The organism is Paenibacillus shenyangensis, assembly GCF_000346635.1.
Lineage (GTDB): Bacteria > Bacillota > Bacilli > Paenibacillales > Paenibacillaceae > Saccharibacillus > Saccharibacillus dauci.
The window spans coordinates 18,438-41,998 of record NZ_AOIG01000014.1 but is presented as its reverse complement, the minus strand read 5'-3'; the positions used below and the strand labels follow the sequence as shown (position 1 = coordinate 41,998).

At 48.6% G+C, this 23,561-nt stretch carries 22 protein-coding genes; 9 read left to right on the top strand and 13 right to left on the bottom strand.

Annotated elements, in window-relative coordinates:
• Positions 1 to 12: 12 nt before the first annotated feature.
• From H065_RS0112275 to H065_RS0112260, 4 genes are read left to right on the top strand one after another with little or no spacing between them, the layout of a single operon-like run.
• The gene (locus H065_RS0112275; RefSeq protein ID WP_017813364.1) at positions 13 to 1,716 is read left to right on the top strand and encodes a CotH kinase family protein; all 1,704 of its coding nucleotides are present in this window, start codon (positions 13 to 15) and stop codon (positions 1,714 to 1,716) included.
• Complete coding sequence (locus H065_RS0112270) at positions 1,706 to 3,490, top strand: CotH kinase family protein (protein ID WP_017813363.1); 1,785 nt, start codon at positions 1,706 to 1,708, stop codon at positions 3,488 to 3,490. Before H065_RS0112275 ends, H065_RS0112270 begins: the two co-directional genes overlap by 11 nt.
• Before the next feature lie 28 nt (positions 3,491 to 3,518).
• Positions 3,519 to 4,226, top strand: a complete 708-nt coding sequence (locus H065_RS0112265) for a polyphosphate polymerase domain-containing protein (RefSeq protein WP_017813362.1) — start codon at positions 3,519 to 3,521, stop codon at positions 4,224 to 4,226.
• Between the two features lie 26 nt (positions 4,227 to 4,252).
• Positions 4,253 to 4,936: a DUF4956 domain-containing protein gene (locus H065_RS0112260; RefSeq protein ID WP_017813361.1), complete on the top strand. Its 684-nt coding sequence runs from the start codon at positions 4,253 to 4,255 to the stop codon at positions 4,934 to 4,936.
• A 284-nt stretch (positions 4,937 to 5,220) separates the two neighbouring features.
• On the opposite strand, the gene H065_RS25865 is transcribed toward H065_RS0112260, so the two are convergent.
• The 3 genes from H065_RS25865 to H065_RS0112240 all read right to left on the bottom strand — a co-directional run bounded on the left by H065_RS25865 (position 5,221) and on the right by H065_RS0112240 (position 7,998).
• Positions 5,221 to 6,129: a copper amine oxidase N-terminal domain-containing protein gene (locus tag H065_RS25865; protein WP_017813360.1), complete on the bottom strand. Its 909-nt coding sequence runs from the start codon at positions 6,127 to 6,129 to the stop codon at positions 5,221 to 5,223.
• 525 nt (positions 6,130 to 6,654) lie between these two features.
• A complete protein-coding gene (locus H065_RS0112245; protein ID WP_036629904.1) occupies positions 6,655 to 7,248 on the bottom strand; it encodes a TetR/AcrR family transcriptional regulator in 594 nt (197 codons plus the stop codon).
• Positions 7,249 to 7,407: 159 nt separating this feature from the next.
• On the bottom strand, positions 7,408 to 7,998 hold the full coding sequence (locus tag H065_RS0112240; protein ID WP_017813357.1) for an NAD(P)H-dependent oxidoreductase: 591 nt from the start codon (positions 7,996 to 7,998) through the stop codon (positions 7,408 to 7,410).
• Positions 7,999 to 8,118: 120 nt separating this feature from the next.
• Between H065_RS0112240 and H065_RS0112235 the strand changes: the two genes are divergently transcribed.
• Entirely contained in the window at positions 8,119 to 8,547 is a 429-nt protein-coding gene (locus H065_RS0112235; protein WP_017813356.1) for a MarR family winged helix-turn-helix transcriptional regulator, read from the top strand.
• Positions 8,548 to 8,711: 164 nt separating this feature from the next.
• Here the strand turns inward: H065_RS0112235 and H065_RS0112230 are convergent, their stop codons facing one another.
• The 3 genes from H065_RS0112230 to H065_RS0112220 form a co-directional block, all read right to left on the bottom strand.
• On the bottom strand, positions 8,712 to 10,196 hold the full coding sequence (locus H065_RS0112230) for a DUF4179 domain-containing protein (protein WP_017813355.1): 1,485 nt from the start codon (positions 10,194 to 10,196) through the stop codon (positions 8,712 to 8,714).
• Complete coding sequence (locus H065_RS0112225; RefSeq protein ID WP_017813354.1) at positions 10,183 to 10,716, bottom strand: sigma-70 family RNA polymerase sigma factor; 534 nt, start codon at positions 10,714 to 10,716, stop codon at positions 10,183 to 10,185. Before H065_RS0112225 ends, H065_RS0112230 begins: the two co-directional genes overlap by 14 nt.
• Positions 10,717 to 10,936: 220 nt before the next feature.
• Positions 10,937 to 11,959, bottom strand: coding sequence for an SDR family oxidoreductase (locus tag H065_RS0112220; protein ID WP_026136196.1), 1,023 nt, complete (start codon positions 11,957 to 11,959; stop codon positions 10,937 to 10,939).
• A 205-nt stretch (positions 11,960 to 12,164) separates the two neighbouring features.
• On the opposite strand from H065_RS0112220, the gene H065_RS0112215 reads away from it, so the two are divergent.
• Positions 12,165 to 12,998 (top strand): undecaprenyl-diphosphate phosphatase, encoded by an 834-nt coding sequence (locus H065_RS0112215; protein ID WP_017813352.1) that lies wholly within the window; start codon positions 12,165 to 12,167, stop codon positions 12,996 to 12,998.
• Positions 12,999 to 13,194: 196 nt separating this feature from the next.
• Positions 13,195 to 14,382: a hypothetical protein gene (locus H065_RS0112210; protein WP_017813351.1), complete on the top strand. Its 1,188-nt coding sequence runs from the start codon at positions 13,195 to 13,197 to the stop codon at positions 14,380 to 14,382.
• Between the two features lie 221 nt (positions 14,383 to 14,603).
• Here H065_RS0112210 and H065_RS25860 read toward each other — a convergent pair whose 3' ends face one another.
• The 4 genes from H065_RS25860 to H065_RS0112190 form a co-directional block, all read right to left on the bottom strand.
• Positions 14,604 to 14,969 (bottom strand): DUF3139 domain-containing protein, encoded by a 366-nt coding sequence (locus tag H065_RS25860; protein ID WP_017813350.1) that lies wholly within the window; start codon positions 14,967 to 14,969, stop codon positions 14,604 to 14,606.
• A gap of 77 nt (positions 14,970 to 15,046) precedes the next feature.
• On the bottom strand, positions 15,047 to 15,202 hold the full coding sequence (locus H065_RS27895; RefSeq protein WP_193746777.1) for a hypothetical protein: 156 nt from the start codon (positions 15,200 to 15,202) through the stop codon (positions 15,047 to 15,049).
• Positions 15,203 to 15,317: 115 nt separating this feature from the next.
• A complete protein-coding gene (locus H065_RS0112195) occupies positions 15,318 to 16,376 on the bottom strand; it encodes an LLM class flavin-dependent oxidoreductase (protein WP_017813348.1) in 1,059 nt (352 codons plus the stop codon).
• A 505-nt stretch (positions 16,377 to 16,881) separates the two neighbouring features.
• Entirely contained in the window at positions 16,882 to 17,223 is a 342-nt protein-coding gene (locus H065_RS0112190; protein WP_017813347.1) for a zinc ribbon domain-containing protein YjdM, read from the bottom strand.
• A gap of 222 nt (positions 17,224 to 17,445) precedes the next feature.
• Between H065_RS0112190 and H065_RS0112185 the strand changes: the two genes are divergently transcribed.
• Both H065_RS0112185 and H065_RS0112180 read left to right on the top strand, forming a co-directional pair.
• Positions 17,446 to 18,384, top strand: a complete 939-nt coding sequence (locus H065_RS0112185; RefSeq protein WP_026136195.1) for a prenyltransferase — start codon at positions 17,446 to 17,448, stop codon at positions 18,382 to 18,384.
• A 181-nt stretch (positions 18,385 to 18,565) separates the two neighbouring features.
• Positions 18,566 to 19,309 carry a hypothetical protein gene (locus tag H065_RS0112180; protein WP_017813345.1) on the top strand — a complete coding sequence of 248 codons (744 nt, stop codon included), beginning with the start codon at positions 18,566 to 18,568 and terminating at the stop codon, positions 19,307 to 19,309.
• A 133-nt stretch (positions 19,310 to 19,442) separates the two neighbouring features.
• Here H065_RS0112180 and H065_RS0112175 read toward each other — a convergent pair whose 3' ends face one another.
• Genes H065_RS0112175 through H065_RS0112165 form a run of 3 tightly spaced genes read right to left on the bottom strand, consistent with a single transcriptional unit; the run spans position 19,443 to position 23,175 of the window.
• On the bottom strand, positions 19,443 to 20,648 hold the full coding sequence (locus tag H065_RS0112175) for an amidohydrolase (RefSeq protein WP_017813344.1): 1,206 nt from the start codon (positions 20,646 to 20,648) through the stop codon (positions 19,443 to 19,445).
• A complete protein-coding gene (locus tag H065_RS0112170) occupies positions 20,641 to 21,879 on the bottom strand; it encodes a Zn-dependent hydrolase (protein WP_017813343.1) in 1,239 nt (412 codons plus the stop codon). The genes H065_RS0112175 and H065_RS0112170 overlap by 8 nt, the downstream gene beginning before the upstream one ends.
• Positions 21,880 to 21,927: 48 nt before the next feature.
• The gene (locus H065_RS0112165) at positions 21,928 to 23,175 is read right to left on the bottom strand and encodes a hypothetical protein (RefSeq protein ID WP_017813342.1); all 1,248 of its coding nucleotides are present in this window, start codon (positions 23,173 to 23,175) and stop codon (positions 21,928 to 21,930) included.
• Positions 23,176 to 23,561: the final 386 nt, after the last annotated feature.

Here is a 23,561-nt window from a genome sequence, read left to right as displayed (position 1 = left end):
TCGGAGGCAGTTATGAATATGTACCAGAAGGCAGCCGCAGTGCTGACCGTAATACTGGGTGTACTGATTATGGCCGGGTGCGAGGATCGGAAGGATACCTCCGCCGCCAGCGCCAGTACCCCTGCAGCCGGAGCGGTAGCCAACTACCATCCACGGCTGGAAGATAACCAGAGCGTCTACAAAACCGACAGTCAGGATAGCGTGATCCATATGTACCTGACGATTACCAAAGACAATCTGACCGCTGTACATCCGGAAAGCTGGAAACAGCTGAACGAGATCAAGCTGCCCGATGACAATACGCCCGACAAAAGCGTAAATGCCATTCTGCAGCAGGGTGATGCCGCAGGACCTGTCGCCGGCAAATTTGGCTATAATACCAAAGCGCCGAACGTCATGGTCAAACTGCGTGGTAAATCAACCCTGAGCTCCAACCAGAAATCCTACAAGATTAACCTGTACAAAGATGCGGGCGAATGGCGCAGTCAGACCACGATCAATCTGGTCAAAAGCGCCTATGACTTTTCCCGTATGCGTAATATGCTCAGCTACAATATGATGCAGCGTATCCCGGACATGGTCAGCCTGCGTACCCAGTATGTGCAGCTGCATGTACGGGATCTGACAGCTGGCAGTGATGCCGGATACCAGGATTATGGCCTGTACACCCAGGTAGAGCAGCCGAATCGTACGTTCCTGCGCTCCCACGGACTCGATCCGAATGGTCAATTATACAAGGCATCCAATTTTGAGTTCTATCGTTATGAGCAGGAGTTGAAGCTGGAGAGCGATCCTGCTTTTGACCGGACAGCCTTTGAATCGGTTCTTGAGATCAAGGGCAATCATGATCATGCCAAGCTGCTCAAGATGCTGGATGATGTGAACGATTCGACCAAGGATTTTGATGAGGTATTCAACCAGCATTTTGACCGGGATAATTTCCTGACCTGGATGGCCATCAATATTCTGACCGATAATATCGATACCCAGACCCAGAACTTTATGCTCTACTCCCCGCTGAATTCCAACACCTGGTATTTCCTGCCATGGGATTATGACGGTGCCTGGGGATTCTATGATGATGATGAATCTCGCCGTGCTCCATGGAAAGCAGGGATTGCCAACTATTGGGGCAGTGAGCTGCAGAACCGCTTTTTCAAAAATCCGGCCAATGTGACCGCTCTGCAGACCAAGATCAAAGAGCTGCAAAGCATCATCAACCGCGAAGAGACCCAGAAGCAGGTCGACAAGTATCGCAATATTACAGAAAAGTATGTGTATCAGCTACCCGATCTGGGCAATCTGCCAGAGCCTATTGAAGAGTATAGCGGCGAAGTGAACCATCTGATGGATATTCCCGAAGAATCAGTCGCCCGCTTTGAGAAAATGCTCCAGTATCCGATGCCTTTCTTTATGGGGGATGTACAGCAGCAGAACAGCAATCTGTCGTTCCGCTGGGATAACTCCTATGACATGCAGGCAGATGACATTACGTATCACTTTACTATTGCCCGTACGCCCGATATGACCAATGCATTGCGGGACGAATCGAAGCTTACCGTCAACGAACTGAAGCTGGACGGACTGACTCCAGGCCGTTATTACTGGCGTGTACTCGCGGAAGACAGCCAGGGACATGCCATGCCTGCTTTTGATATCTATGAAGATCTGAATAATGTGAATCATTATGGAGTGCGTGAATTCTATGTCAAATAAGCGCGTCTCCCGTCTGCACTCCTTCCGTGAGGCTGGTGCAGACCATCGTCAGGCCGGTGGCCGCTGGCTGCTGCGTCTACTGTTACCTGCTGCACTGCTGCCTCTAACGCTCACTGGATGCAGCGTTCCCAAAGGGCTGCTGCCCTGGGACGTGAACCCGGCAACGAGCGTACAGCAGGAAGCTTATTCAAGCGACACGCTCAGCGATAATCATGCCCTGTATGAAGACAAGAGCCGTACAGGTATTACCGATATCTACATTACGATCATGCACCAGAATCTGGATCGCAACCACCCGCTCAGCTGGGAACAGCTCAGCGAGGTCTCCCAGCCGGACGATGAGAATAACCGCTCGCTGGATGCCATTTTCCAGGAAGGCAACGCAGACGGACCGGTACACGGCATGTTCGGCTACTCGGATTATCAGTCCAACAGCTCCATCTCCCTGCGGGGCAGCGACTCTCTGCGTTCCGCGCAAAAGTCGTACAAGATCAAGCTGAATGGACAAACTGGTGCATGGCGTGATCAATCGACCATTAATCTGATCAAGTCGGTTAATGATCTGACCCGTTTTCGTAACCGGCTCAGCTTTGACTATATGACCCGGCTGCCGGATATGGTCAGTATGCAGACTTCTTTTGTACGGCTGCATGTCAAAGATCTGACGCAGGAAAAGGATTTTAGTACCGACTTTGTCGATTACGGATTGTATACGCAGATGGAACAGCCCAACAAAAAGTTCCTGCGTACACATGGACTCGACTCCAGCGGCGGATTGTACAAAGCCAAAAACTTCAAGTTTGACCGTCATGCCGAAGCCCTCAAGCTGGAAGATGATCCTTCCTTTGACAAGCATCAGTTCCAGGACATTCTCCAGGTCAAAGGCAGCAAAGATCACCAGAAACTGCTGCAGATGCTGGATGATGTGAATGCCAGCAGTCCAAGTCAATTTGACAGTGTATTCGACCGCTACTTTGACCAGAATAACTTCCTGAGCTGGATGGCTGTCAATATCCTGATGGATAACGACTCCACCTCCTCGGAGAATTACCTGCTCTACTCGCCGACCGAATCCCGCAAATGGTTCTTTATTCCATGGGATTACGACAGCGCCTGGGGCAAAGGACAGCTGTCCGGTACAACGATCAACCAGCGGGCACCGTGGCAGCACGGGATCGCCAGCTACTGGGACAACCAGCTGGTACGGCGTTATTTCCAGAACCCGGACCATGTGCGGCTGTTGACCGCCAAAATAGATCAGTTCCGCAAAATTATTACACCAGCGCAGACTGCCCAGATGATCGCCGGCTACCGTCAGATTGCGGATGCAGCGGTGCTGCAGTCCAGTGATCCCGGCTATCTGCCTGGCAGGATCAGCGATCGCGAGCAGGAGCTGAAGCAGCTGCCTGCCTGGAGCGAAAGCAGCAATACCCTGTACCGCGAGAGTCTGGAGCGTCCGATGCCTTTCCGGCTGCTCGAGCCGCGAGTGCAGCAGGATCAGCTGACCTTCCAATGGGAACCTTCTTACGATCTGCAGGGAGAAGCGCTAAGCTATCATATTCTCGTCTCTCGTACACCGGATATGGCGGCTCCGCTGCTGGATAAGCAGGTCGGCAGCGAGACGACAGCCAGCATGAACAGTCTGTCGTCCGGCCAATATTTCTGGACGGTTACTGTAGAGGATACATCCGGCCATACCATGACACCTTATGATCAATACACCGATATCGACAACATTGCGCATTTTGGCGTCAAATCCTTGTATATTCCCTGAATGCCAGTGAACAGAAAAGAGGACAACCATGAAGTTCGCCAATAAACGGCTGCGGCATGAGCTGAAATACTATATTGCTCCCAACGAATACGAAGCGCTACGGCGCCGGGTCGCTACCGTGATGCGGCTGGATCGCAACTCGATTGGCAATGAAGGTTACCATATCCGCAGCCTGTATTTTGACAATATCAACGAAACCGCCTTATTTGATAAAAATAACGGCGCTTTCCAGCGTAAAAAGTACCGGATCCGCATCTACAATCGCAGTGATGCCGTGATCAAACTGGAGCGCAAAAGCAAATTCAACGAGTTCACAGCCAAGGAATCCGCGTCACTGAACCGGGCGCAGTTCGACTCGCTTATGGCAGGAGAATCGAAGTTCCTGCTGGAGTCCGGCGATCTGCTGATGCGTGAATTCTATTACGATATGCTGCATGCGCAGCTCAAGCCTTCTGTCGTCGTCGATTATATCCGCGAAGCCTATATCTACCCGGTGAGCGATGTACGGATAACGTTCGACAAGCAGCTGCAGGCCGGTGTGCAGTCTTTTGACATCTTCGATCCGGATCTGGTGACACTGGAGTCGATCGATGGTCCGCGCCAGATTCTCGAAGTGAAATACAATCAGTTCCTGCCGGATTTTATCAAGCATCTGATTCAGCTGTCTTCACATAACCGCTCCACCATTTCCAAATATGTACTATGTAAAGAAAAACAAAAAGTGTTTACGGGCTGACCGCCTGGAAGGGGACAAATAGCAACATGAACGAAACGACCAATTTTAGTGATGTAATCAAAAAGAGCTTCCTGCAGCTGGATTCATTCAACCAGGTCTCTTTTATCGAAATGTTCTGGAGCCTGCTGATCGCGTTTGCGATCGGAATGCTCATCTACTGGGTATACCGCAAGTGCTATCGTGGCGTGGTCTACAGTCATAACTACAATGTATCCTTTGTACTGATGACGATTATTACCTCACTGATCATTATGACGATCAGCAGCAATATCGTGCTGTCCCTGGGGATGGTCGGCGCGCTGAGTATCGTCCGTTTCCGGACCGCGGTCAAGGACCCGATGGACATCATGTTTATGTTCTGGGCGATTTCCGCTGGTATCGCGACTGGCGCGACGCTGTATGCTTTTGCTATCGTAGGTTCGATTGTTATTACGCTCGTGATTTTCTTTATGTCCCGTCGCCAGAACGGCGAGGCACCGTATCTGCTCGTGATTCACTATGACGAATCCGCAGCCGAGCCGGTCAAGATTGCCCTGCGCAAGCTGAAGTATGTACTGAAATCCAAAACCGTTCGCAAAAACATTACCGAGATGACTGTCGAGATTCGTCTGGCCGATCCGGATAATACACAGTTTATTAATGAGCTGTCCAATGTGAGCGGCGTATCGGATGTTGTGCTGGTGAGTTATAACGGGGATTACGCGCAGTAAGAAATCAGGCTTTTAACAGGTGGTATGATCCTGTTAAATAGATGAGTGAACCATAGTCCTGTTTAGTTATACAGCGACAAATAAATCATTTGAAAAACCATAGAATTAAATAACGACCTTTTCTCAGAAATCTTTTGAGGAAAGGTCGTTTAGTTTATGTTGGGATTTTTCCTTTTTTGAATACTCGAACTGTAATATTGAACAGGTGTTTTCTTTTGAATACGTGCAAACTTTATTTTGTTCATATTCGCAAATACATGCGAAGTGTCTTTAGGTTTGATATGTTACAGGTTTTGAGCCAGTTTTTTCACTTCATCGATGGTGCCAATTTTATCGACGATTCTATTGTTGACGACAACATTTGAAACTACGATCGCTTTGTCAGTACTATAGTTATTTGTACCATTTTTAACTATATACCGGGATGCATCAAAAAAGATAACGTAGGTTTCTTTTTGCTTAGGAGCGTCAGGTTTTACTTTTGTTGGATCTACATAAGAAATGATTACAGACCCATTACCTTTACCAACTTTGTAGGTATATTTTTTACCAGATGTTAATTTAATTAGCCCGCCATTGCCGGGATAGTAGTTAGCTGTAGCACCTTTCGGAAGAGTAAATGTAACCTCACCGTTAGCTTCAGTCATGCTACTAAATAGTGTTTTAGCGATCGAACTGAATTCCGGATCGAACTGGAAGTTACTGGAGCTATCAAATGGTGGCTGAGTTGGCGTAGGTATATTTGATCCAGTGGTAATTGCCACCAGGTTGTTTTGCTGCTGCCAATCTACATTAGCACCCATAGCTTCGGATACAAAACGCAGAGGAACCATCACACGCTTGTTGACGATTCTAGCCGGTACATCCAGTTTTACTGTGCGACCGTCCACCGTAACATTGGAGTTACCTGCTTTCAGTACAATCGTTTTTGAACCTTGTTTGATCGTCACGGTCTTGGTGCTACTTACATAAGACACATTGCCGCCAAGCGATTCTGCGACAAAGCGGGTCGGAATGAGTACACGGTTGTTATTCATGATCGGCTTTTGATCTGGGAATGTGACGGTTCCTGCATTGATTGCTACACGAATCTCTGCAGCGGCATGAGCTTGCGATGCCACGGGTGGAATTGCTGTGCTGACGAGCGCTGCTGCAACGATCAGCGGAAGTGTGCGTTTAATTGATTTTTTCATTATAGTATCACCTTTTGAATTTTAATTTTCTTATGTTTAATCCTGTCTGATTTTATGCCATTTTTGCTGATTGATCAATCAAATCGTACACCAAGATCCAGCCTCGTTTTTCTACAGATTGAGTTTGTCATAGACGCTTTTCATTTTCTCTTTTGATGTTGGTAATTGTAGTCACCTGGAGCGTTTTAGCTATTCCTTTATAATTATGGCTTTGGTCAGGCAGTATGGCTTTACCACAATTGAGTACAGAAAATAAATTTTTCTTCTTCAGATAAGTTGGTTTGGAATACTGCTTCAAAGCTGGCATTTAATAAAAAATCCCCTCGGTATTTAGTATTAACCTCGAGACGCGATGAGATCTTTTTACTGTTTACCTCTGGGGAATACTATCTGATATTAAGAATTCTTTTTATTTTTGTTTATAGGCAAGCGGGTCTATTCAATTATCCGTACACTTGCACACAATTGCGCCCCATCCGCTTGGCTGTGTACAGTGCCATGTGGTTGTCCCAGCCTATTTCAACATTACGACGAAGTCTGCACACCCTGGCAGAGCAGCATCCATACTTCATCGAAATACCGGTCAATCTCTTCATTTACCCATTCGGCCGCATGAGCCGGATGATGAAAATAGGATGTTGCATTGAACAGCGCACGGGCTGTGATGGCCGGGTCGCCTGCTGCGATCTCCCCACTGTCCATGCCCCGGCGAAGAATGCTGGCGATCTGCTCGTTCATTTCCCGGATATGTTCTGTAATAATCGGGATCGGCTTCGCGGATACCGCTGCATACATCGCGAACATCTCGGCATCTTCTACCGCATATCTGCGCTTGTTTTGGATCAGCGTATCATACCAGTGACGCAGCCGCTGCAGCTCGCTTCCGCCAGTCTCCCTGGCAATTCTCTCCAGTGGATCGGAGAGGGTATGCAGCCAGCGCTCGGTTACTGCTTCACGCAGTGCCGCCTTACTCGGGTAATGCCGGTAAATGGTGCCGTGACTGACTTTGAGCACCCGTGCCACATCGACGACCGATGTTTTATCCGGGCCGTAGCGGCGAAGTACCTGTTCTGCCGCATCGAGAATATTTTCTTTGGTTAATGGAAGATCTGATGCCATATTCTGCGAAGACACGGACAGGCTATATAGCTGGCCTGCCGATGTCTTCTTCCCCCTTGCTTCTATTAATAATCCGAGTCATTCCGTCATGCCAAGGTATACTTTATCTTAGCATAACGAATAGTAGAGGAGTATCAATATCCTGATTCTGTCATTGCTTTAGTGGGCTGTGCGGAAATAATGGTAGACCTTGTTCAGCTTACGTTCATGCTTGCCTTTGGGACTCTCCATACTGCCAAACTCAAAGAATTTCACCTGCCGGATACCTATATAGTTAAATAAAGCCCTGCGCATCAGTACACGGTGCGCATTATTCAGCCATAACTGCAAATAGCCTGCGGGTCCCTGCATGGTGGAAATGCACACCACTGACTTACCTTTCAGTAGTCCTTCCGGTGTTAAATCTCCTTTTTTGCGATAAACGTAGGCAAAACCGGACGCCATCATACGATCGATAAATCCCAGCAGCATCGCTGGTGGACGTCCCCACCAGATCGGGTAGACGAATACGATCCGATCTGCCCACAGGATCTGTTCCCGGTAGGTATTCAGCTCGGGATCGATATGCATATCCCGGCGCTGCTTGTGTTCATTGAATACCAAAGCCGGGTTGAATTCATCTGCATACAAATCAATAATCTGAATCTCTTCGTCGGGATGATGATCCCGGATACCTCGAATAGCCTGCTGCATCATGGCATAATTCAGACTCTGGTGATTGGGATGGGTGTAAATCAGCAGTGTACTCATACATTCACTCTCCATTTAGTTATCATTTGATAATTAAATAGTAGAGGATATCATTTTAGTTGTCAAATGATAATTGTTTTATGATAATCATTTTGCTATCTTGGAAGACGAGGTGAAGAAATGAAAACCAATGATTTATTCCAGCAGTTTGTCGGTTTTATTGCATCTGTACATCAGATGAGCAGCGAGATGACTCGCGATATCCCTACCGGCGAACTGACACCGGCTCAATATAAAATTATGGAGTACCTGATGGTCAGTCAGCCGATAACGCTGAGTGAGATCAGCGAATGTATCCATATGTCCATGCCCAATACCAGCCGTGAAGTGCGCAAGCTCACCGATAAAGGATTATGTGAAAAAGTCACTAACCCCCAGGATCGGCGCAAGCAGCTGATCCGCTTGTCCGATCAAGGCAGCGCGCTGATGAACGATATTTTCCAGACGGTCCGAGAACGCTTTGCTCAGCGGACCGCAGCATTGTCTGATGCAGAGAAGGTACAGATTGAGCAGGCAATAACACTGCTTCGCCAGAAAATACTGGATTGAGCTTGTCTGCAGTCAATCTTATTCAGCTGAATAAACAATGCATAGCAAAAAGGCACAGAGAATAATTCTGCGCCTTTTTGCTATACAAAGATCAAGCAATTCATACAATGTCTCTATCTTTTGGAGACTACCTCGTTGTTACCACATAGCTTCATAAGCAAACGCTACTTGGTAACTCGGGTAAGAGGAATCTCTCCCAGGTAACGCATATTGCTCACGTAATAACACAATCGATCACCCGGTTTCAGCTTCGTTTTGTCATACGTGATGAGATATTGTCCTGCATGAGCAGAGTCAGGAATGATCTGAGCCGGGCGTCCTCTTGCTTCATGCATCTTCTGATCGCCATACCACAAGCTATAAGCGACCATATAGGCCTGATATGCTTCGCCTGGCTGTATGCGCAAAGTAATCTCATTGTCTGTAGACGTTCTCTCCATGATTTTCACTTTTCCGGTTGTTCCCATATCCAGTTCGATGGGATGATCATCAGTTGGCTCGTTCTTGATCGGAACCGGGTATTTGCGGGATATCGGCTCCAGGTTAAACGTATACGGGATCAGTGTGAGATCACCGGCATCATCAGGCAGACTGCTGTATTCCATATGTGGAGTGGCAGGCTCTCCCGAATCCGCCAAAGGATGGTACGGACGATTCAGCGCATCGAGCAGAATAAAATGAACCCCGCCTCCTTCATATCGATGATGCCACTTGTCAAACCCGTCGATCTTCAGATCTACATAGGTTGTTGCCGGTGTGACGTCCGCTTCAACGGTTCTAACCGCTAGATTTTCGGATAGAGAAGCTTTCTTTTTCAGAATATACCTTGCAGTTTGAGCCTGCTTTTGTACATTTACATTATAAATAAACGGAGAATTCGGATTCTGTTTCAGACTGACCCGGATTTGCATATTCAATTGTGCAGGCATTTGAGAAAGCTCTATATCCGACGGCTCATTGGAAACAATCCCATCAGGCAGACCAAATAATACTTGGGGATCGAGATTCAAATACAGACGATATTGATCCGTACGTTCGCTATGATGTTGTGCCTGGATCCTCCCTTGTTCTTTGGCAGAAGCGGCTGACTTGCCATTAATGTAGATTTCCACGTCCTGAACAGGCTGTTTCTGCGTATCATGCTGCTGCTTCAGTTCAAGGTATACTTTTCTGCCATCATATACGACCGATTCCATTGTCATCGTGACACCCTGCTGCTCTATACTCAGAGGATCTGGTTCGCTCTCCCGCTCATCGGCGGTAACCCAGCCCAGATGCGAGGTCAGCTGGTAGACAGCAGGTACGCCTGGCAATTGCTTGAGTGTATGGGCCATATCAGCCGAGAAATAACCGGACCCGAGTGTACCGCCTATACCGATCAGCATCGCGGCCGCTGTCATGCCATAACGCAGCATATTGCGGGACTTGCGCTTGACGACAGGCTGTACCTCCATCGTGTCCGGAACAGCTGCTGCTTGTTCCTCCTGGGGATCTCGGGACAGATTCTCCCGGATACCTTGTCCTGTCTGCCCCTGTTCGATAGCGTCATACACGAGCTGGAGGCGAGACTGTATATCCGGTGGAATCGAATCATTCTCTGTCTGCTCCGCACCACTGCGCAGCCATTCGTCCAGCTTATCGTTTTTCATGGGTATGCCCCCCTTCTTCCTGATCTTCGATCCAGCGGGATAATAGTTTGCGTGTCCGGTGGAGCCGGGTTTTGGCCGTACTTTCCGAAATATCCAGAATCTCGGCCACCTGCTTGAGCGGAATATCCTGAAAATAATGCAGAATAATCAGCTGCCGCTTGTCCTCTTCCAGCTGATCCACTACCTGACGGATATCGACCGAATCGTAGGCAGTGTGGGGCGGAGTAGACTGTCTGATCTCGGAAAAAGGAATAATCTGCTTGCGCTTGCGCAGGGTTAGATTGCATTGATTGATCAGAATGCGAATCACCCATGTCTCGAAAAAATGACTCTCCCGCAGCTGGGGCAATGCTTCATACGCGCTAATAATCGTCTCCTGCATCACATCTACAATATCTTCCTGGCGTTTGACCATAGCATGCGCGATCCGGTATAGTCGTCCTTCCATATGCTTCATTAATTGGAGAAATGCACGATGGTCACCATTTCTGGCATGCTCGACTTGCTGTTGTATATCCAATAGGAGATTCACCTTCTTTGCTATCGACTGGACTGCTGTGGACTGTCTATCAAAAGTAAAACAGCCTAAAATCACACAATTAGATAAATGGACTACCTAAAAGGTTACATCCTTTGGCAAAAAAAGTTTAGCCTACTCGATATCGTCACAAAAAAACAGCAGTCCACTTGATCGTGAACTGCTGCCCATACTTATATTTGCGGCTGCGTTACTTGCAGCTTTATTTCCCGCTTTTGATCTGTGCTGTCGCCTGATCCAGTGCATCGACCACACGGTCGCACCAGGCATCGAACTCGGGATCTTCCTGCTGCAGCTCCGGATGTTCCAGAATATGCTGCACGGTACGACGGATACCCTGATCTACGCGAATCGTGGCCACGAATTCCGGCACCAGACGCTTCAGCTTGGTGTTGTCGAATACGACGGTATTGGCCTTGTCTCCGAGCAGGCTGCCCCGGTAATCTTCCGGACTGCAAGCATCGAGGAACTCGGACGCCACATGTACTGCATTCAGGCGTACACCTACTACACTGGCGATCACCTCATGAATCTGATTCCAGGTGACGGATTCGTCGGATGTAATATGCACCGACTCTCCAAGCGCATGGATATTGCCCATCAGTCCGATGAATCCTTTGGCAAAGTCTTCACTGTGTGTGAGTGTCCACAGCGATGTACCATCTCCATGAATAATGACCGGTTTATTGTCCAGCATCCGGCGAACGACCTGCCAGCTTCCTTTGCTGCCATGCACACCCAGTGGAATGGAGCGTTCACTGTACGTATGGCTCGGGCGCACAATCGTGATCGGGAAGCCCTGCTCCCGGTATTGCTTCATCAGATAGTCTTCACAGGCAATCTTGTTGCGCGAGTATTCCCAGAATGGATTCGCCAGCGGCGTACCTTCCGTAATCCGATAATCTGACGGCGGCGATTGATACGCCGAAGCCGAGCTGATAAAGATAAACTGTTTGGTCTTGCCGTTGAACAGCCGGTAATCCCGCTCCAGATGCTCTGGCACAAAGGCGATAAAGTCAGCGACCACATCGAATTCCAGGTCGGCGATCAGACCGGCCACCTTTTCCTCATCATTGATATCGGCTTGCAGTATATGTGCATTCTCCGGCAGATTATCATTACGACTGCCCCGGTTGAGCAAATACAATTCATGTCCCTGTTCCAGCAGCTGACGCGTAATCGCATCGCTGATCGTTCCTGTTCCTCCAATAAATAGCGCTTTCATAAATACACCCCGCAGATAAAATTGAATGTTCATCACTCTGCTCTATACGATAGCATGCCCCCATCCCGTTTACAAATCAGGCAGATATCCATTAAAGTTGATTGTTCCAAATCATCTCCTGTACAGTATAGGAGGGTTACCAGCTGCCTGCGTACACAGAGAAAGCAGTTCAACTGTTTGCCACTTTAACCGGAGAGGAGTTATTATGGACTTTATTTTAACCGTACTCAAGTATTTGTTTCTTGGCGCATTGCAGGGATTTACCGAACCTATCCCCATTTCTTCCAGTGGACACGTGGTGCTGGTACAGAAGCTTCTGGGACTTGAAATTGAAGGGCTCAGCTTTGAGACATTCGTTAATACGGCTTCATTGCTTGCTGTTCTGATTGTTTTCCGCGAAGATATACGCCGTTTAATTCGTTCGACCTGGGCCTATATCACCCGACAGGCTTCTACGGACAATGAACAGCGCACAGAGCAGAAAAGCGATTTTTTGTTTGTGATCTATCTGGTTCTCGGTACTATTCCAGCCGGGGTCATCGGTGTACTGTTTAACGACTATATTAGCGAACATCTCAAAGGTGTACATATTGTAGGCTATAGTCTGGCTGTCACTGCGATTGCTCTTTTTGTTATACGCAATATGCGAGGGCGAAAAAATGATGCCCAACTGTCCTGGAAAGATGCGATTATTGTTGGTCTTGGTCAAGCAGTAGCGCTCATACCCGGGATCAGTCGCTCTGGAGCTACCATCGTAACCGCGATGCTGATTGGAATGAAGCAGGAGACGGCGCTGCGTTTTTCTTTTCTTTTATACATACCGATTAGCCTGGGTGGGGCTATTCTGGAACTGCCAGACCTGCTCGCCATGGAATGGACACCGGTATTGATTGTGTCGTATGCTGTAGCGTTTGTCGCTTCCTTTGTAGCTTCTTTTTATGCTCTTAAATGGTTTATTAATATTATGAAAAATGGCAAGCTGGTCTACTTCTCGGCCTATTGTCTGCTGCTTGCTCTGTGTATTCTGATTTTCCTGTAATCCTTATTTATACGCAGGCTCAAAGCCATTCTCTATCCTGGAGAGTGGCTTTTATTTAACCTTTTCGCTTCATATCTGTCTTATAAGCTCTACTATTCAGAAAATAATTCTTCACCTTCCATTATTTGTGGTTCAAAATAGTAATTTTTCTTTATAAAGTCTTGGAACGCATAATCTCTCAAAAGGGGCGAATAGAATGAAAAGAAAGTCTCGGTTAACGGTTCTTCTCCTGCTCTGCCTGGCACTTGCGATTTCTCCTGCAATCGCTTTCAAAACGGCGGATGCAGCCCGTCCTACAACAGCGACACCAGCCGCAGATCTGCGCGCGACCATGGCCAAAGTATATGGCGAGCACAGCTATATGATGGTTATCGCGATGCAACAGCAGTTCAACCAGTCCAAGGATCTGCCGCAGGCTATGGCAGCCCTCAATGCCAACACCAACAGTATCGCAGCACTTCTGTCCAGTACTTACACGGATGCCGCAGCATCCAAGATCAAGGATCAGTGGAAAAGACATATTCAATACTTTATGGACTATGTGACTGCGACGCGCGATAACAATGCAGATGCCCGCAAAGCCGCTCAAGCCGGCATGAACAGCAGCACAAATGCCATGGTCACTGCCATGAACACGCAGAATCCGAATATCAATGAGACCAAGCTGCTCAAAAATCTGCAGGCTCATGATACGTATCTGCTGCAGTCCTTTACATCCTATGCAGAGGGGAAATATGGAACGACTTACTCGGCAGCACATAGTGCCTATGCACGTGCTACGATGATCGGGGCTTCTATGGCGACAGATATTGCCGAGCGTTATCCATCCCGTTACAAACGCAGCACGACTCAGACCGAAGCTGCTTATTTCCGTCAGCAGGTCGGTGAAGCTCTTGGCGAACACGCCATTCTGTCCGTACTGATGCTGCAAAAAGGCAATGACAATGCACCGGATCTGGCCAGTGTCAAAGCCGCTCTGGACCGCAACACCCAGGCACTGACCAATACTCACCAGCGTCTATTCGGCTCCAATGCCGCAGCCACATTCAACAGTCTCTGGAATCGTCATATCCGTGACTACCAGGACTACATGACAGCTACCATGAATAACGATCAGGCTGGACGTGCTGCTGCCAAAAAAGATCTTGGCAAGTTTGTCGCCGAGCTGACCGCTTTCCAGACTGGCCGTCTGCCGCTGAACAAAACCAAAACGTATCAGGCGAATGCGATGCACGGTGCTCATGTGATCACTGCTTTTGATTCCTATCATGCAGGTGGTTATGCCAAATCGTATGAAGCACTGCGTACCGGCTACAATCATATGTGGATGACTGGCAATACGCTGTCTGAAGCCATTGTGAAGAAGTATCCTTCCAAGTTCTAACTATACGAATAAAGCCTGGTCTTCCTTGAGAGGATCAGGCTTTTTGCGTTGGCGGGCTGAATTAATGGTATCCACTCTCCACAGGAATAACAGTATCTAATCCGGTTCACGCTGGAAATCCATGAACGGGATATTGGAAATAATCCTCTTCCGACTTATCTGTCGTCTTTTGTGCGGTTTTCCTGTGCAGCATTTTGTCCCTTACATCCTATAGCGCCTTCTTAAAAGTTATCAGGATGCTCGGAGTGGATATACTTCTGCTTGAAATCATAGATTGCGGGAGCCTGACTATACTGCACGACTTTTCCTTCTTCGATTTTGTAAAAATACATGGCATTGGGCTCCCCGCGAAACATTACCATAGTCGACATAACCGGAGCTTTACTAATACCCGATGTTTCTATTTCGGCGATTTGTGACTCTTTGTAGCCTCTCTCCTGTACCAGGTAGGTCATTACTTTGTTCGTCATTCGATCCTGAATAATCGATAGGGTGATCGTGAATACAGACCAGATAGCAGCGATGATCAGGAGCAACATTCCCAAAGCTTTGATATTCTTTATAATCATACTCTTGTCGATGTTCATGGCCAGCTCATCCTTTCAGATGGATATGTAAAACCTACATGCTCGCTTGCATAAGTTGTTGGCTGCTTATACTCTCATTATATTATTTTCCAAATATAAAAATCTATAAAAGAACCGGATACAGGAATGCCAAAAAGAACCGGAACAGCTTGTTCAGCATCCGGTTCTTTGGGCAGATTATAGTATAGCGACAGTCCGCTATTGATTTGGTTGTCTGTTAATTTGTCATTCATATTATGGCACTGCAGATCCTGTATCAAACCGTAACATTCCATTTCACCTTAACGATTATGAAGGCGTCTGAGCATGGATGAGTCTAGAAGTGAAATCGATTGGATGCCGGCTTTATTACTCGCCATTTTCCGCTTCCCAGCGGGCTACTTCTTCGCGTACCCGTGGAGCGACTTCTTTGCCCAGCAGTTCAACAGCGCGCAGCACATCGTCATGATTGGACATGGTGCCGACCGGTGTATGCAGCATGAAGCGGGTGATGCCTACCTGTTTGCGCAGGTTGATAATCTTGGTGGCTACGGTCTCCGGATCGCCTACATAGAGGGCGCCTTCCAGACTGCGGGCAGCGTCAAAGCTGGCACGTGTATACGGTCCCCAGCCGCGCTCGCGTCCCAGTACATTCATGCTCGCCTGGGTAGACGGGAAGAATTTATCGGCCGCCATCTCGGTGGTATCCGCGATAAAGCCGTGCGAGTGGGAAGCGACGCTCAGCTTGGAAGCATCATGTCCGGCATGAGCGGCAGCTTTGTAATACAGCTCTACGAGCGGAGCAAACTGTGCCGGACGACCGCCGATAATCGCCAGTACGAGCGGCAGTCCGAGCAGGCCTGCACGCACAACCGATTCCGTATTGCCACCGCTGCCGATCCAGACCGGTAGTGGCTCTTGAACCGGACGCGGATAGATACCCAGATTGTTGATGGCCGGACGATGACCACCTTCCCAGGTGACTTTCTCCGAATCACGAATCTTCAGCAGCAGTTCCAGCTTCTCGTCAAACAAGGCATCATAATCATCCAGATCATAACCGAATAGTGGGAAAGATTCGATAAAGGAGCCACGGCCTGCCATAATCTCTGCTCGTCCGTTGGAGATCGCATCCAGTGTAGCGAATTCCTGAAATACACGTACCGGGTCCGCCGAAGACAATACGGTTACTGCACTGGTCAGGCGAATGCGTTCGGTCTGTGAAGCCGCTGCGGCGAGAATGACCGCTGGAGCGGATGCTGCATAATCGACACGGTGATGCTCACCTACGCCAAAGATATCCAGTCCTACTTTATCCGCGAGTACAATCTCGTCTACGACCTGACGAATACGCTCGGCGTGGCTGATTGTCTTTCCTGTCTCTGTATCCGGTGTGGTCTCTACAAATGTACTGATTCCGATTTCCATGATTATATCCTCCTATTGGGTGGGCTTTGCTATGTTAGCAAGCCATCGTTTGCTGTTTTTCAGCAAGCCGCCGTTTGCTGTTTTCAGCAAGCCGCCGTTTGCTGTTATAACATCACGTTATATGCTGTCGTATCGTTGTTGGGTTTGATATATTTATTGTGCTTATTATTGACCGTATGGAGTATACTGCATACTTGGCAAGCAGTATTCCAAAAATATCTTTAAATCAAAATATTATATTATCTTTATTTAAAACTATTTTTCGGTATATTGCAAGCATTATGTAATAATCGCTGTTTCTTTCGCCAAGCTGTTCTTTTCGCTAATAAGATGGAATACGCCCCCTGTTATTTTGAAAATAGACAGCATCCGTACAATGTCACTCTGCTATTTGGTCCTGCTGTATATTCTTTCTGCTATAGGCATCCTTATTGTGTACTGGTATGGGAAGTTATGTATGAAAAAGACACAGCCGCGTATCTGCACTGTGTCTTTAAAGGACATATTAATTCTTTTTTACAAATTCCGATTTGAGCTTCATGGCACCGAATCCGTCGATTTTGCAGTCGATGTTATGGTCGCCATCTACCAGACGGATACTTTTAACGCGGGTACCGATTTTGAGTACAGAGGAACTGCCTTTGACCTTGAGATCCTTGATCACCGTTACAGCATCGCCATCCTGCAAAATATTACCGTTGGCATCCCGTACCACGAGTGCATCTTCCGTGCTGTCCACATCTTCACCCGGTGTCCATTCGTGGGCACACTCCGGGCAGATCAGCAGATTGCCATCCTCATACGTATACGCGGAATTGCATTCCGGGCAGTTCGGTAAATCCGTCATACCTTCACTTCTCCATTTCGTTGTCAGATTTGTCTATTTTCCCACAGTAAGGTGCGGCTGACAATGTTTTGGGTATTCTTTTTGCGATGTATGGTTCCACGGTTGTCTGGCTGTGTAGTATATAGTAGCCTACGACATCGAACCATTATAGCCGCATCGTTCTCTTGCGCTGCGGTCGTTACATAGAATGACCTATCCGTGTGATACCCTGAAGGAGTGAATATGTTGAGCGATTCGATTCTGCGCGCTTTTACACTGAAGAACAGCCTCAAACTGCTGCGTCCGGCGGCGGTGCTCTGTTCCAGTGTGGCGATTATTTTCTCCGGCGTGTTCCCGCTGGCTGTCTATTATGAATTGTCGGTCTCCTCGCTTGTGACAACTGCGTTGCTGCTGCTGATTGGCTGTATTCTGATCCATGGTGTACTGACCCATGCGCTGAACGATTACGCCGATTATCTGTCCGGGACCGATCAGCTCAGTCCGGCTATGCTATCCGGCGGCAGCCGGGTGATTCAGGAAGGACGCATTTCTCCCGCTGCCCTGCACCGATTTGGTATCGGCCTTACGATTGTGCTTGTAGCAGCTGCAGCGATCATTGCCTTGTTCGGTCATTACGCACTGGCCGCCCTGCTGCTCATCGGAATATGGGGCGCGGTCTCCTATTCGCTGCCTCCGCTGCGTTTCAGTTATGCTCCCCTGGCTGGAGAATGGCTGAGCACGTTCCCGTCCACCTTTTTCCTGGGACTCGGCGGTGCCTGGCTGATGCTCGGTACATTCCCGCAGTGGGCCGTACAGAATGCGCTGATTAATGCGCTTTACTGTGTGGCCTGGGTCATGGTGCACCATATCCCGGACGTGGACGCCGATCGCCAGGCTACTCCGGTCAAACGCACCAGTGTCGTCTGGGCAGCAGACCGGTGGGGAATCGGCTACAGTAGGCTGCCTGCGCTGGTCTATCTGGGACTGATCGCACTCTGTGTCATCTGGTTACTGGGAACAGGACGATTATGGGGAGCCGCCGGTATCGCTGTGATGGTCGCTCTATCGGTGTACTGGATCTGCCGGATGGATGTACGCGATCCGGAGCAAGTTACGAACTGCGAGAAAAAGCTGCTGCTGCTCGCTGTAGGTGGAGCGGTATGGCTGGGGATTTTCATTTGAATATGGGATTGCAAATTAACAAGGACTTGCTGCCTGCTCAAGGCATTCGGCAAGTCCTTTGCTGTGGCGTAGAACGTTATCTGTATATTTTAACTAACAATATATTTCTATTATGTAAATATTATGTGCATTCATTCTGTTACAATGGACAACAGCTCTTAATCGAAAGGAGTACATATCATTGAAGAAGCCATTCGTCAGCCTTGTATTAGCTGGAGTTCTGCTGCTGTCAGGATGCAGCACAAATAAAGCCCGTGTAGTCAGTCCTATTACAGAAGCACTTACCGATACTCAAATAGATACTGTGTCTTCGCATCCAGTAAAACACCGGCTTATCGGAGCTTCTCCGAACAAAGAGGTGAAGCTCTATGCCCTTCAGGAAAGCAAAGGTACCGTTACACGCATACTGCTGGACATTCATGGCAAGCAAAAAGCATGGAACTGGGAAGCTATCGATACCGGTACCCCTCTGCAGGTTATGTATACCGATCTGACTGGCGATCAGCAGGAGGAAGCAGTAATTACGATCAATACCGGGCGGGGGACAGAGCTGGATACGTACGATGTTCATGTGATCCGGACATCGGATCTGACAGAAATTCCAGTACCCGAGGCTGTCCAAGTCGCCGAGCAGGAGACCAATTCCACGATCCAGAAGCAAGGTGACAGGCTAAATATTACAGTAGATATCCACGGCAAGAAATACACAGTTACTTATCCGGCAGAAGACGATGCTTACTTTGATCAGCTAAGATATGGATCGATCCGCATCTATTCGATTCAGAATCACCAATTGACTGCTACCGTGAGCGGTAATTACCATGTTGCTATGTTTGCAGGTGAGGTGAAGATTACATATCGTTACGACTCAGCAAGTCAACGATTTAAGCCGGATCAGTTAAAGTTTATTGCATATAAACACTGAAGATATCTTGGCTACGATAATTAAATCAATATGAGAAAAGCTGTTCATTTTACATACAATGAGCGGCTTTTCTCATATCTGTCTAATCGCTATGAAATAGTACGTCTATAAAAGTATACCGATATTTCCATAATCACCGATTTAAATACGCCCATGCATACTGCGCATACAGCTCTGCTCCAGTCGCCAGAGCATCTTCATCAATATTAAACTTCCCATGATGATGCGCCCACTGTGTATCCTTGTCGGCATTGCCGCTGCCGACCAGTGCAAAGCTGCCAGGTACCTCATCCAGATAAAAGCTGAAGTCCTCGCCGCCCATTGTCGGTTCTTCTTCATACAACACCTGTTCTCCAAAGGCCGCAGCAGCAACCTGTTGGACCAGCCGTGCACTGCTTTCCTCATTAATGACGGCCTGGGTGCCGCGTACGTAATCCAGCTGAGCCTTAGCTCCATACAGTGCAGCTACCTGATCGGCATAATGCTGCAACTGCTGCTCGATATGATCGCGGGTCGCCGGGTCAAAGCAGCGCACCGTGCCTTCGATCACGGCATGTTCGGCGATGATATTAAACCTTGTACCTACCGTCATTTTCCCTACCGTTACCACTGCAGGCTGTCTTGGCGCTACCGTACGGGAGACAATCGACTGCACATTCATGACAAAGGAAGAAGCCACAATCGCCGTATCAATACAATCCTGCGGCATCGCTCCATGTCCGCCACGTCCCTGGAATGTCACGGTGAACAGATCCGCCGAAGCAAAGGATGGGCCCGGACTACAAGCTACCGTATGGGTAGGCATCTGCGACCAGATATGAATGCCGAATACATTATCCACGCCTTCTACCGCCCCCTGACGCACCATCTCCCGTGCTCCCTGGGCGACTTCCTCTGCCGGTTGGAAAATAAGTCTCACCGTACCCGGCAGTTCTGCTTTGATCTCATTCAGCGCCCGCGCAGCCACAAGCAGCATGGAGGTATGGGCATCATGTCCGCAGGCGTGCATTTTGCCTTCTTCCTGCGAAGCATAGGGTAGCTGCTTATCGATTTGCTCGACCGATAGCGCATCCATATCGGCTCGCAGGGCTACAGTTTTGCCCGGCTTACCGCCCTGAATCTCTGCGATGACTCCAGTCGGTGTCGTCTTGCGATAGCGGATGCCCAGTTCATCCAGATAACTGCAGACGAATGCGGTTGTATTGACTTCTTCCCAGGATAGCTCGGGCTGGCTGTGCAGATGACGGCGTAGCCGGATCAGTTCTTCACCGGAAGCAGTTATGCTTTCCTTGATTCGGGCGTTCAAAATATCGGTTGGCAAGGTCTGTACTTCACTCATGATCGTCCACCTCCGTCAGCGATTTGATCGTTTCGTAGAAAATCTGCACTGCTCTTGCAATATCCGCTGCATCCGACCATTCCTCCGGGCAGTGGCTAAGACCGTTACGGCTCGGGATGAACAGCATCCCTACGTCGGTCACATCCGCGAACACCATCGCGTCATGACCGGCACCGCTGTTGATCGGGCAGTGAATAATGCCAAGCTGTTCGCTTTTTTCCCGGAGCAGGGAGCGGATATGTTCATTCATCGCTTTGGGTTTCATATATAGCTGCTGCTGCACCGATACGGTGATTCCTTCTCTTATATAGGAAGCAGCCAGTTCTTCTGTCCGGCGGATCAGAGTCTGTACATTTTCTTCACGTCCGGAGCGCAGATCCACGGTAAATACTACTTTGTCCGGGATCACATTGGCGCCGCCCGGCCACACATTCAGCTTGCCTGTTGTAATAACCGATCCATCCCCGGTTTCTACGGCAATACCCGGCAGTGCGGCGATTATACCAGCTGCGGCGACCAGTGCATCTGCACGCCGATCCATAGGCGTCGTACCGGCATGTCCTGCCTGACCCTGCACGGTAATCTCCAGCTGGGCCAGTCCGACAATCGCTTCGACGATACCGATAGGGATATCTTTCTCCTCCAGAATCGGTCCCTGCTCAATATGCAGTTCAAGAAAGGCACGAATCGTACGCGGATCACGGATTCTCGGGAGCAAAGTATCCAGTCCGGCCTGCTCCATCGCCTGAATCGTGGTGATTCCATCCTTGTCCTGCAGCTCGCTGAATGCTTGTTCACTCAGAATACCCAGCATGGCGCGTGAGCCCATAAGACCACCGGCGAACCGGGCACCCTCCTCTTCGACCATGGCGATGACTTCGAGCGGATAGACTGGCTGCACACCATTTGCCTGAAACAGGGCGGCCACTTCCAGACCTGCTACCACGCCAGCCGGACCATCGTAACTGCCACCATGAGGCACCGAATCAAAATGCGATCCGACCATTACAGCCGGAGCATCTGTCTGTGTACCTTCCAGCCTGCCAAAAATATTGCCGACTCCATCTTCTCTTACTGTCAGTCCATAACGGGTCATCTGCGCCTTGATATACTCTCGGGCCTGCATATCCTGCGGACTGTACGTAAGCCTCGTCGTTCCCTGTCCCGGTGTAGCCGTAAAGGCACTGATGGCTTCAATATGTTCCTCGATCCGCTGCTGAAGCTGCTTCATGGTGATTCCCTCCTTGAATTGATCTGCTTTATCCCGGATTGATCTGTTTTACAAAAGTTCTACGAAAATCCCTGCCAGGACTACCGACACAATCGTGACGGTGATAAATCCGCCTACCAGCATCGGTGGTAGCATCCGGCTGGTCAGCATTTCGCGTTCCTGCTCGTCTTCTGTCAGTGATTTTATCACTTCCGACGTAATGATGTAATCCGCCGGGAATCCGTATAACGCCGTGAGCGAGACGGAAAAGGCCATTTCCTTGCTTACTTTGAGCAGTCTTCCGATCAACATGGAGAACACATACATACCAATGACTCCGATCACAATAGTTCCGATCAGCTGCGGCAGAATCTGCACCATCATCTGCGGAGTCGCCTGCTTGAGTCCGTCGAAGATAAACAGCATCAGACCAAGGATGGCGAAGCCGAATCCATTCGCCTTTTGCAGTGCCTGTTTCTCCAGGAATCCTGTACTCGCACCGATGATACCGAACAGCAGACAAAGCACAAACGGGCTGATGCTCACCCATGGACTGAACAGTGTAGAGACCAGATAGGCCAGATAAGCTACCAGTGCCAGACGGAAGAATTTGAAAAACTCTGTATTGTACTGCACAGGCAGCCAGCGGAACATCCGCAATTCGGATTGCGCTTTGGACGAAGATGCTGATTGTCCACTAGTGGCAGTCGCAGCAGACTCTCCTTTGGCTTGTGCATTTGCTGCGTGGCTTGTTGTATTTTTTTCGGGAAGCTGACCACTGCGATACTGCTGCAATAATCGTCTTCCTTCTTTTTTCAGCATCACAGAAGTGAGCGGATATCCGGCAAAACCCTGCATTACGTAAATAACGATAGCAAATACCGACAGCGAAGCCAGTCCAGCTGCTTTGGCACCATCGGACATAATAACAGCCGATACCACGCCACCCACGAGCGGCGGAATCGCTACCAGCATCGTCTGGTAATCGAAAATAAACGTACCGATCGCGAACAGGAAAATGACAATACCAAGCACACCCGACAGCGCGATAATAATTGTTTTCCACTGCTGCTTGAGCTCACGAATCGATAACAGCGTACCCATATTGGTGATCAGCAGATACATCAGCATCGTCGCCACGGTAGACGGGATGCCCGCAATCGCTACAATTTCTTTTGGGAAAAACGTCCAATATCCGATCAGGAACAGAATGGCGCTAATAAAGACCGAAGGAATCCATGCCTTCGTACGCACCGACACTGCGTCACCTACAAACAAAATGAAAACCACCAGTACCAGAGCCAATAACTGTGACATTCCATTCCCTCCCTGTTGTGCTGTTGTATGGAACTAATATGTATCCCGCCCGTTTCTTTGATGTACGGCTAAGCTTCGCTGCCTCCCCTGCTGTGTTTTGGGCAATATTAATTGTTGAATATAGTACAGTTCACTGGATCAGTCAACCGAATTAATGCTTTAAAAGGATAAAATAATAAAAAGCCGATGCGACGGTTTGGGATTCCGTTGCATCGGTCTGTTGTTAGGTGTTGGTATACGGATTATGCAGCCGAGTTCTATAACTGTCGCTTCCATAGATACTTCTAACGAGGGCTTATAAGAGCGCTTATCAGATCATTACTGATCTTTATTTATAATCTGCATTCCTGAAAAAGCTATAATTAGCTATACTTAACATATTGTAA

Excerpts from the sequence above, each read along its gene's own strand:
- H065_RS0112230 (WP_017813355.1), bottom strand. The coding sequence starts at position 10,196 with ATGAAAAACGATAAGCTGGACGAATGGCTGCGCAGTGGTGCGGAGCAG.
- H065_RS0112275 (WP_017813364.1), top strand. The coding sequence starts at position 13 with ATGAATATGTACCAGAAGGCAGCCGCAGTGCTGACCGTAATACTGGGT.
- H065_RS0112245 (WP_036629904.1), bottom strand. The coding sequence starts at position 7,248 with ATGGCATCAGATCTTCCATTAACCAAAGAAAATATTCTCGATGCGGCA.
- H065_RS27895 (WP_193746777.1), bottom strand. The coding sequence starts at position 15,202 with ATGAATGACAAATTAACAGACAACCAAATCAATAGCGGACTGTCGCTA.
- H065_RS0112190 (WP_017813347.1), bottom strand. The coding sequence starts at position 17,223 with ATGACGGATTTACCGAACTGCCCGGAATGCAATTCCGCGTATACGTAT.
- H065_RS0112215 (WP_017813352.1), top strand. The coding sequence starts at position 12,165 with ATGGACTTTATTTTAACCGTACTCAAGTATTTGTTTCTTGGCGCATTG.
- H065_RS0112195 (WP_017813348.1), bottom strand. The coding sequence starts at position 16,376 with ATGGAAATCGGAATCAGTACATTTGTAGAGACCACACCGGATACAGAG.
- H065_RS0112170 (WP_017813343.1), bottom strand. The coding sequence starts at position 21,879 with ATGAAGCAGCTTCAGCAGCGGATCGAGGAACATATTGAAGCCATCAGT.
- H065_RS0112175 (WP_017813344.1), bottom strand. The coding sequence starts at position 20,648 with ATGAGTGAAGTACAGACCTTGCCAACCGATATTTTGAACGCCCGAATC.
- H065_RS0112185 (WP_026136195.1), top strand. The coding sequence starts at position 17,446 with ATGTTGAGCGATTCGATTCTGCGCGCTTTTACACTGAAGAACAGCCTC.
- H065_RS0112235 (WP_017813356.1), top strand. The coding sequence starts at position 8,119 with ATGAAAACCAATGATTTATTCCAGCAGTTTGTCGGTTTTATTGCATCT.
- H065_RS25865 (WP_017813360.1), bottom strand. The coding sequence starts at position 6,129 with ATGAAAAAATCAATTAAACGCACACTTCCGCTGATCGTTGCAGCAGCG.
- H065_RS0112220 (WP_026136196.1), bottom strand. The coding sequence starts at position 11,959 with ATGAAAGCGCTATTTATTGGAGGAACAGGAACGATCAGCGATGCGATT.
- H065_RS0112240 (WP_017813357.1), bottom strand. The coding sequence starts at position 7,998 with ATGAGTACACTGCTGATTTACACCCATCCCAATCACCAGAGTCTGAAT.
- H065_RS0112270 (WP_017813363.1), top strand. The coding sequence starts at position 1,706 with ATGTCAAATAAGCGCGTCTCCCGTCTGCACTCCTTCCGTGAGGCTGGT.
- H065_RS0112265 (WP_017813362.1), top strand. The coding sequence starts at position 3,519 with ATGAAGTTCGCCAATAAACGGCTGCGGCATGAGCTGAAATACTATATT.
- H065_RS25860 (WP_017813350.1), bottom strand. The coding sequence starts at position 14,969 with ATGAACATCGACAAGAGTATGATTATAAAGAATATCAAAGCTTTGGGA.
- H065_RS0112165 (WP_017813342.1), bottom strand. The coding sequence starts at position 23,175 with ATGTCACAGTTATTGGCTCTGGTACTGGTGGTTTTCATTTTGTTTGTA.
- H065_RS0112210 (WP_017813351.1), top strand. The coding sequence starts at position 13,195 with ATGAAAAGAAAGTCTCGGTTAACGGTTCTTCTCCTGCTCTGCCTGGCA.
- H065_RS0112260 (WP_017813361.1), top strand. The coding sequence starts at position 4,253 with ATGAACGAAACGACCAATTTTAGTGATGTAATCAAAAAGAGCTTCCTG.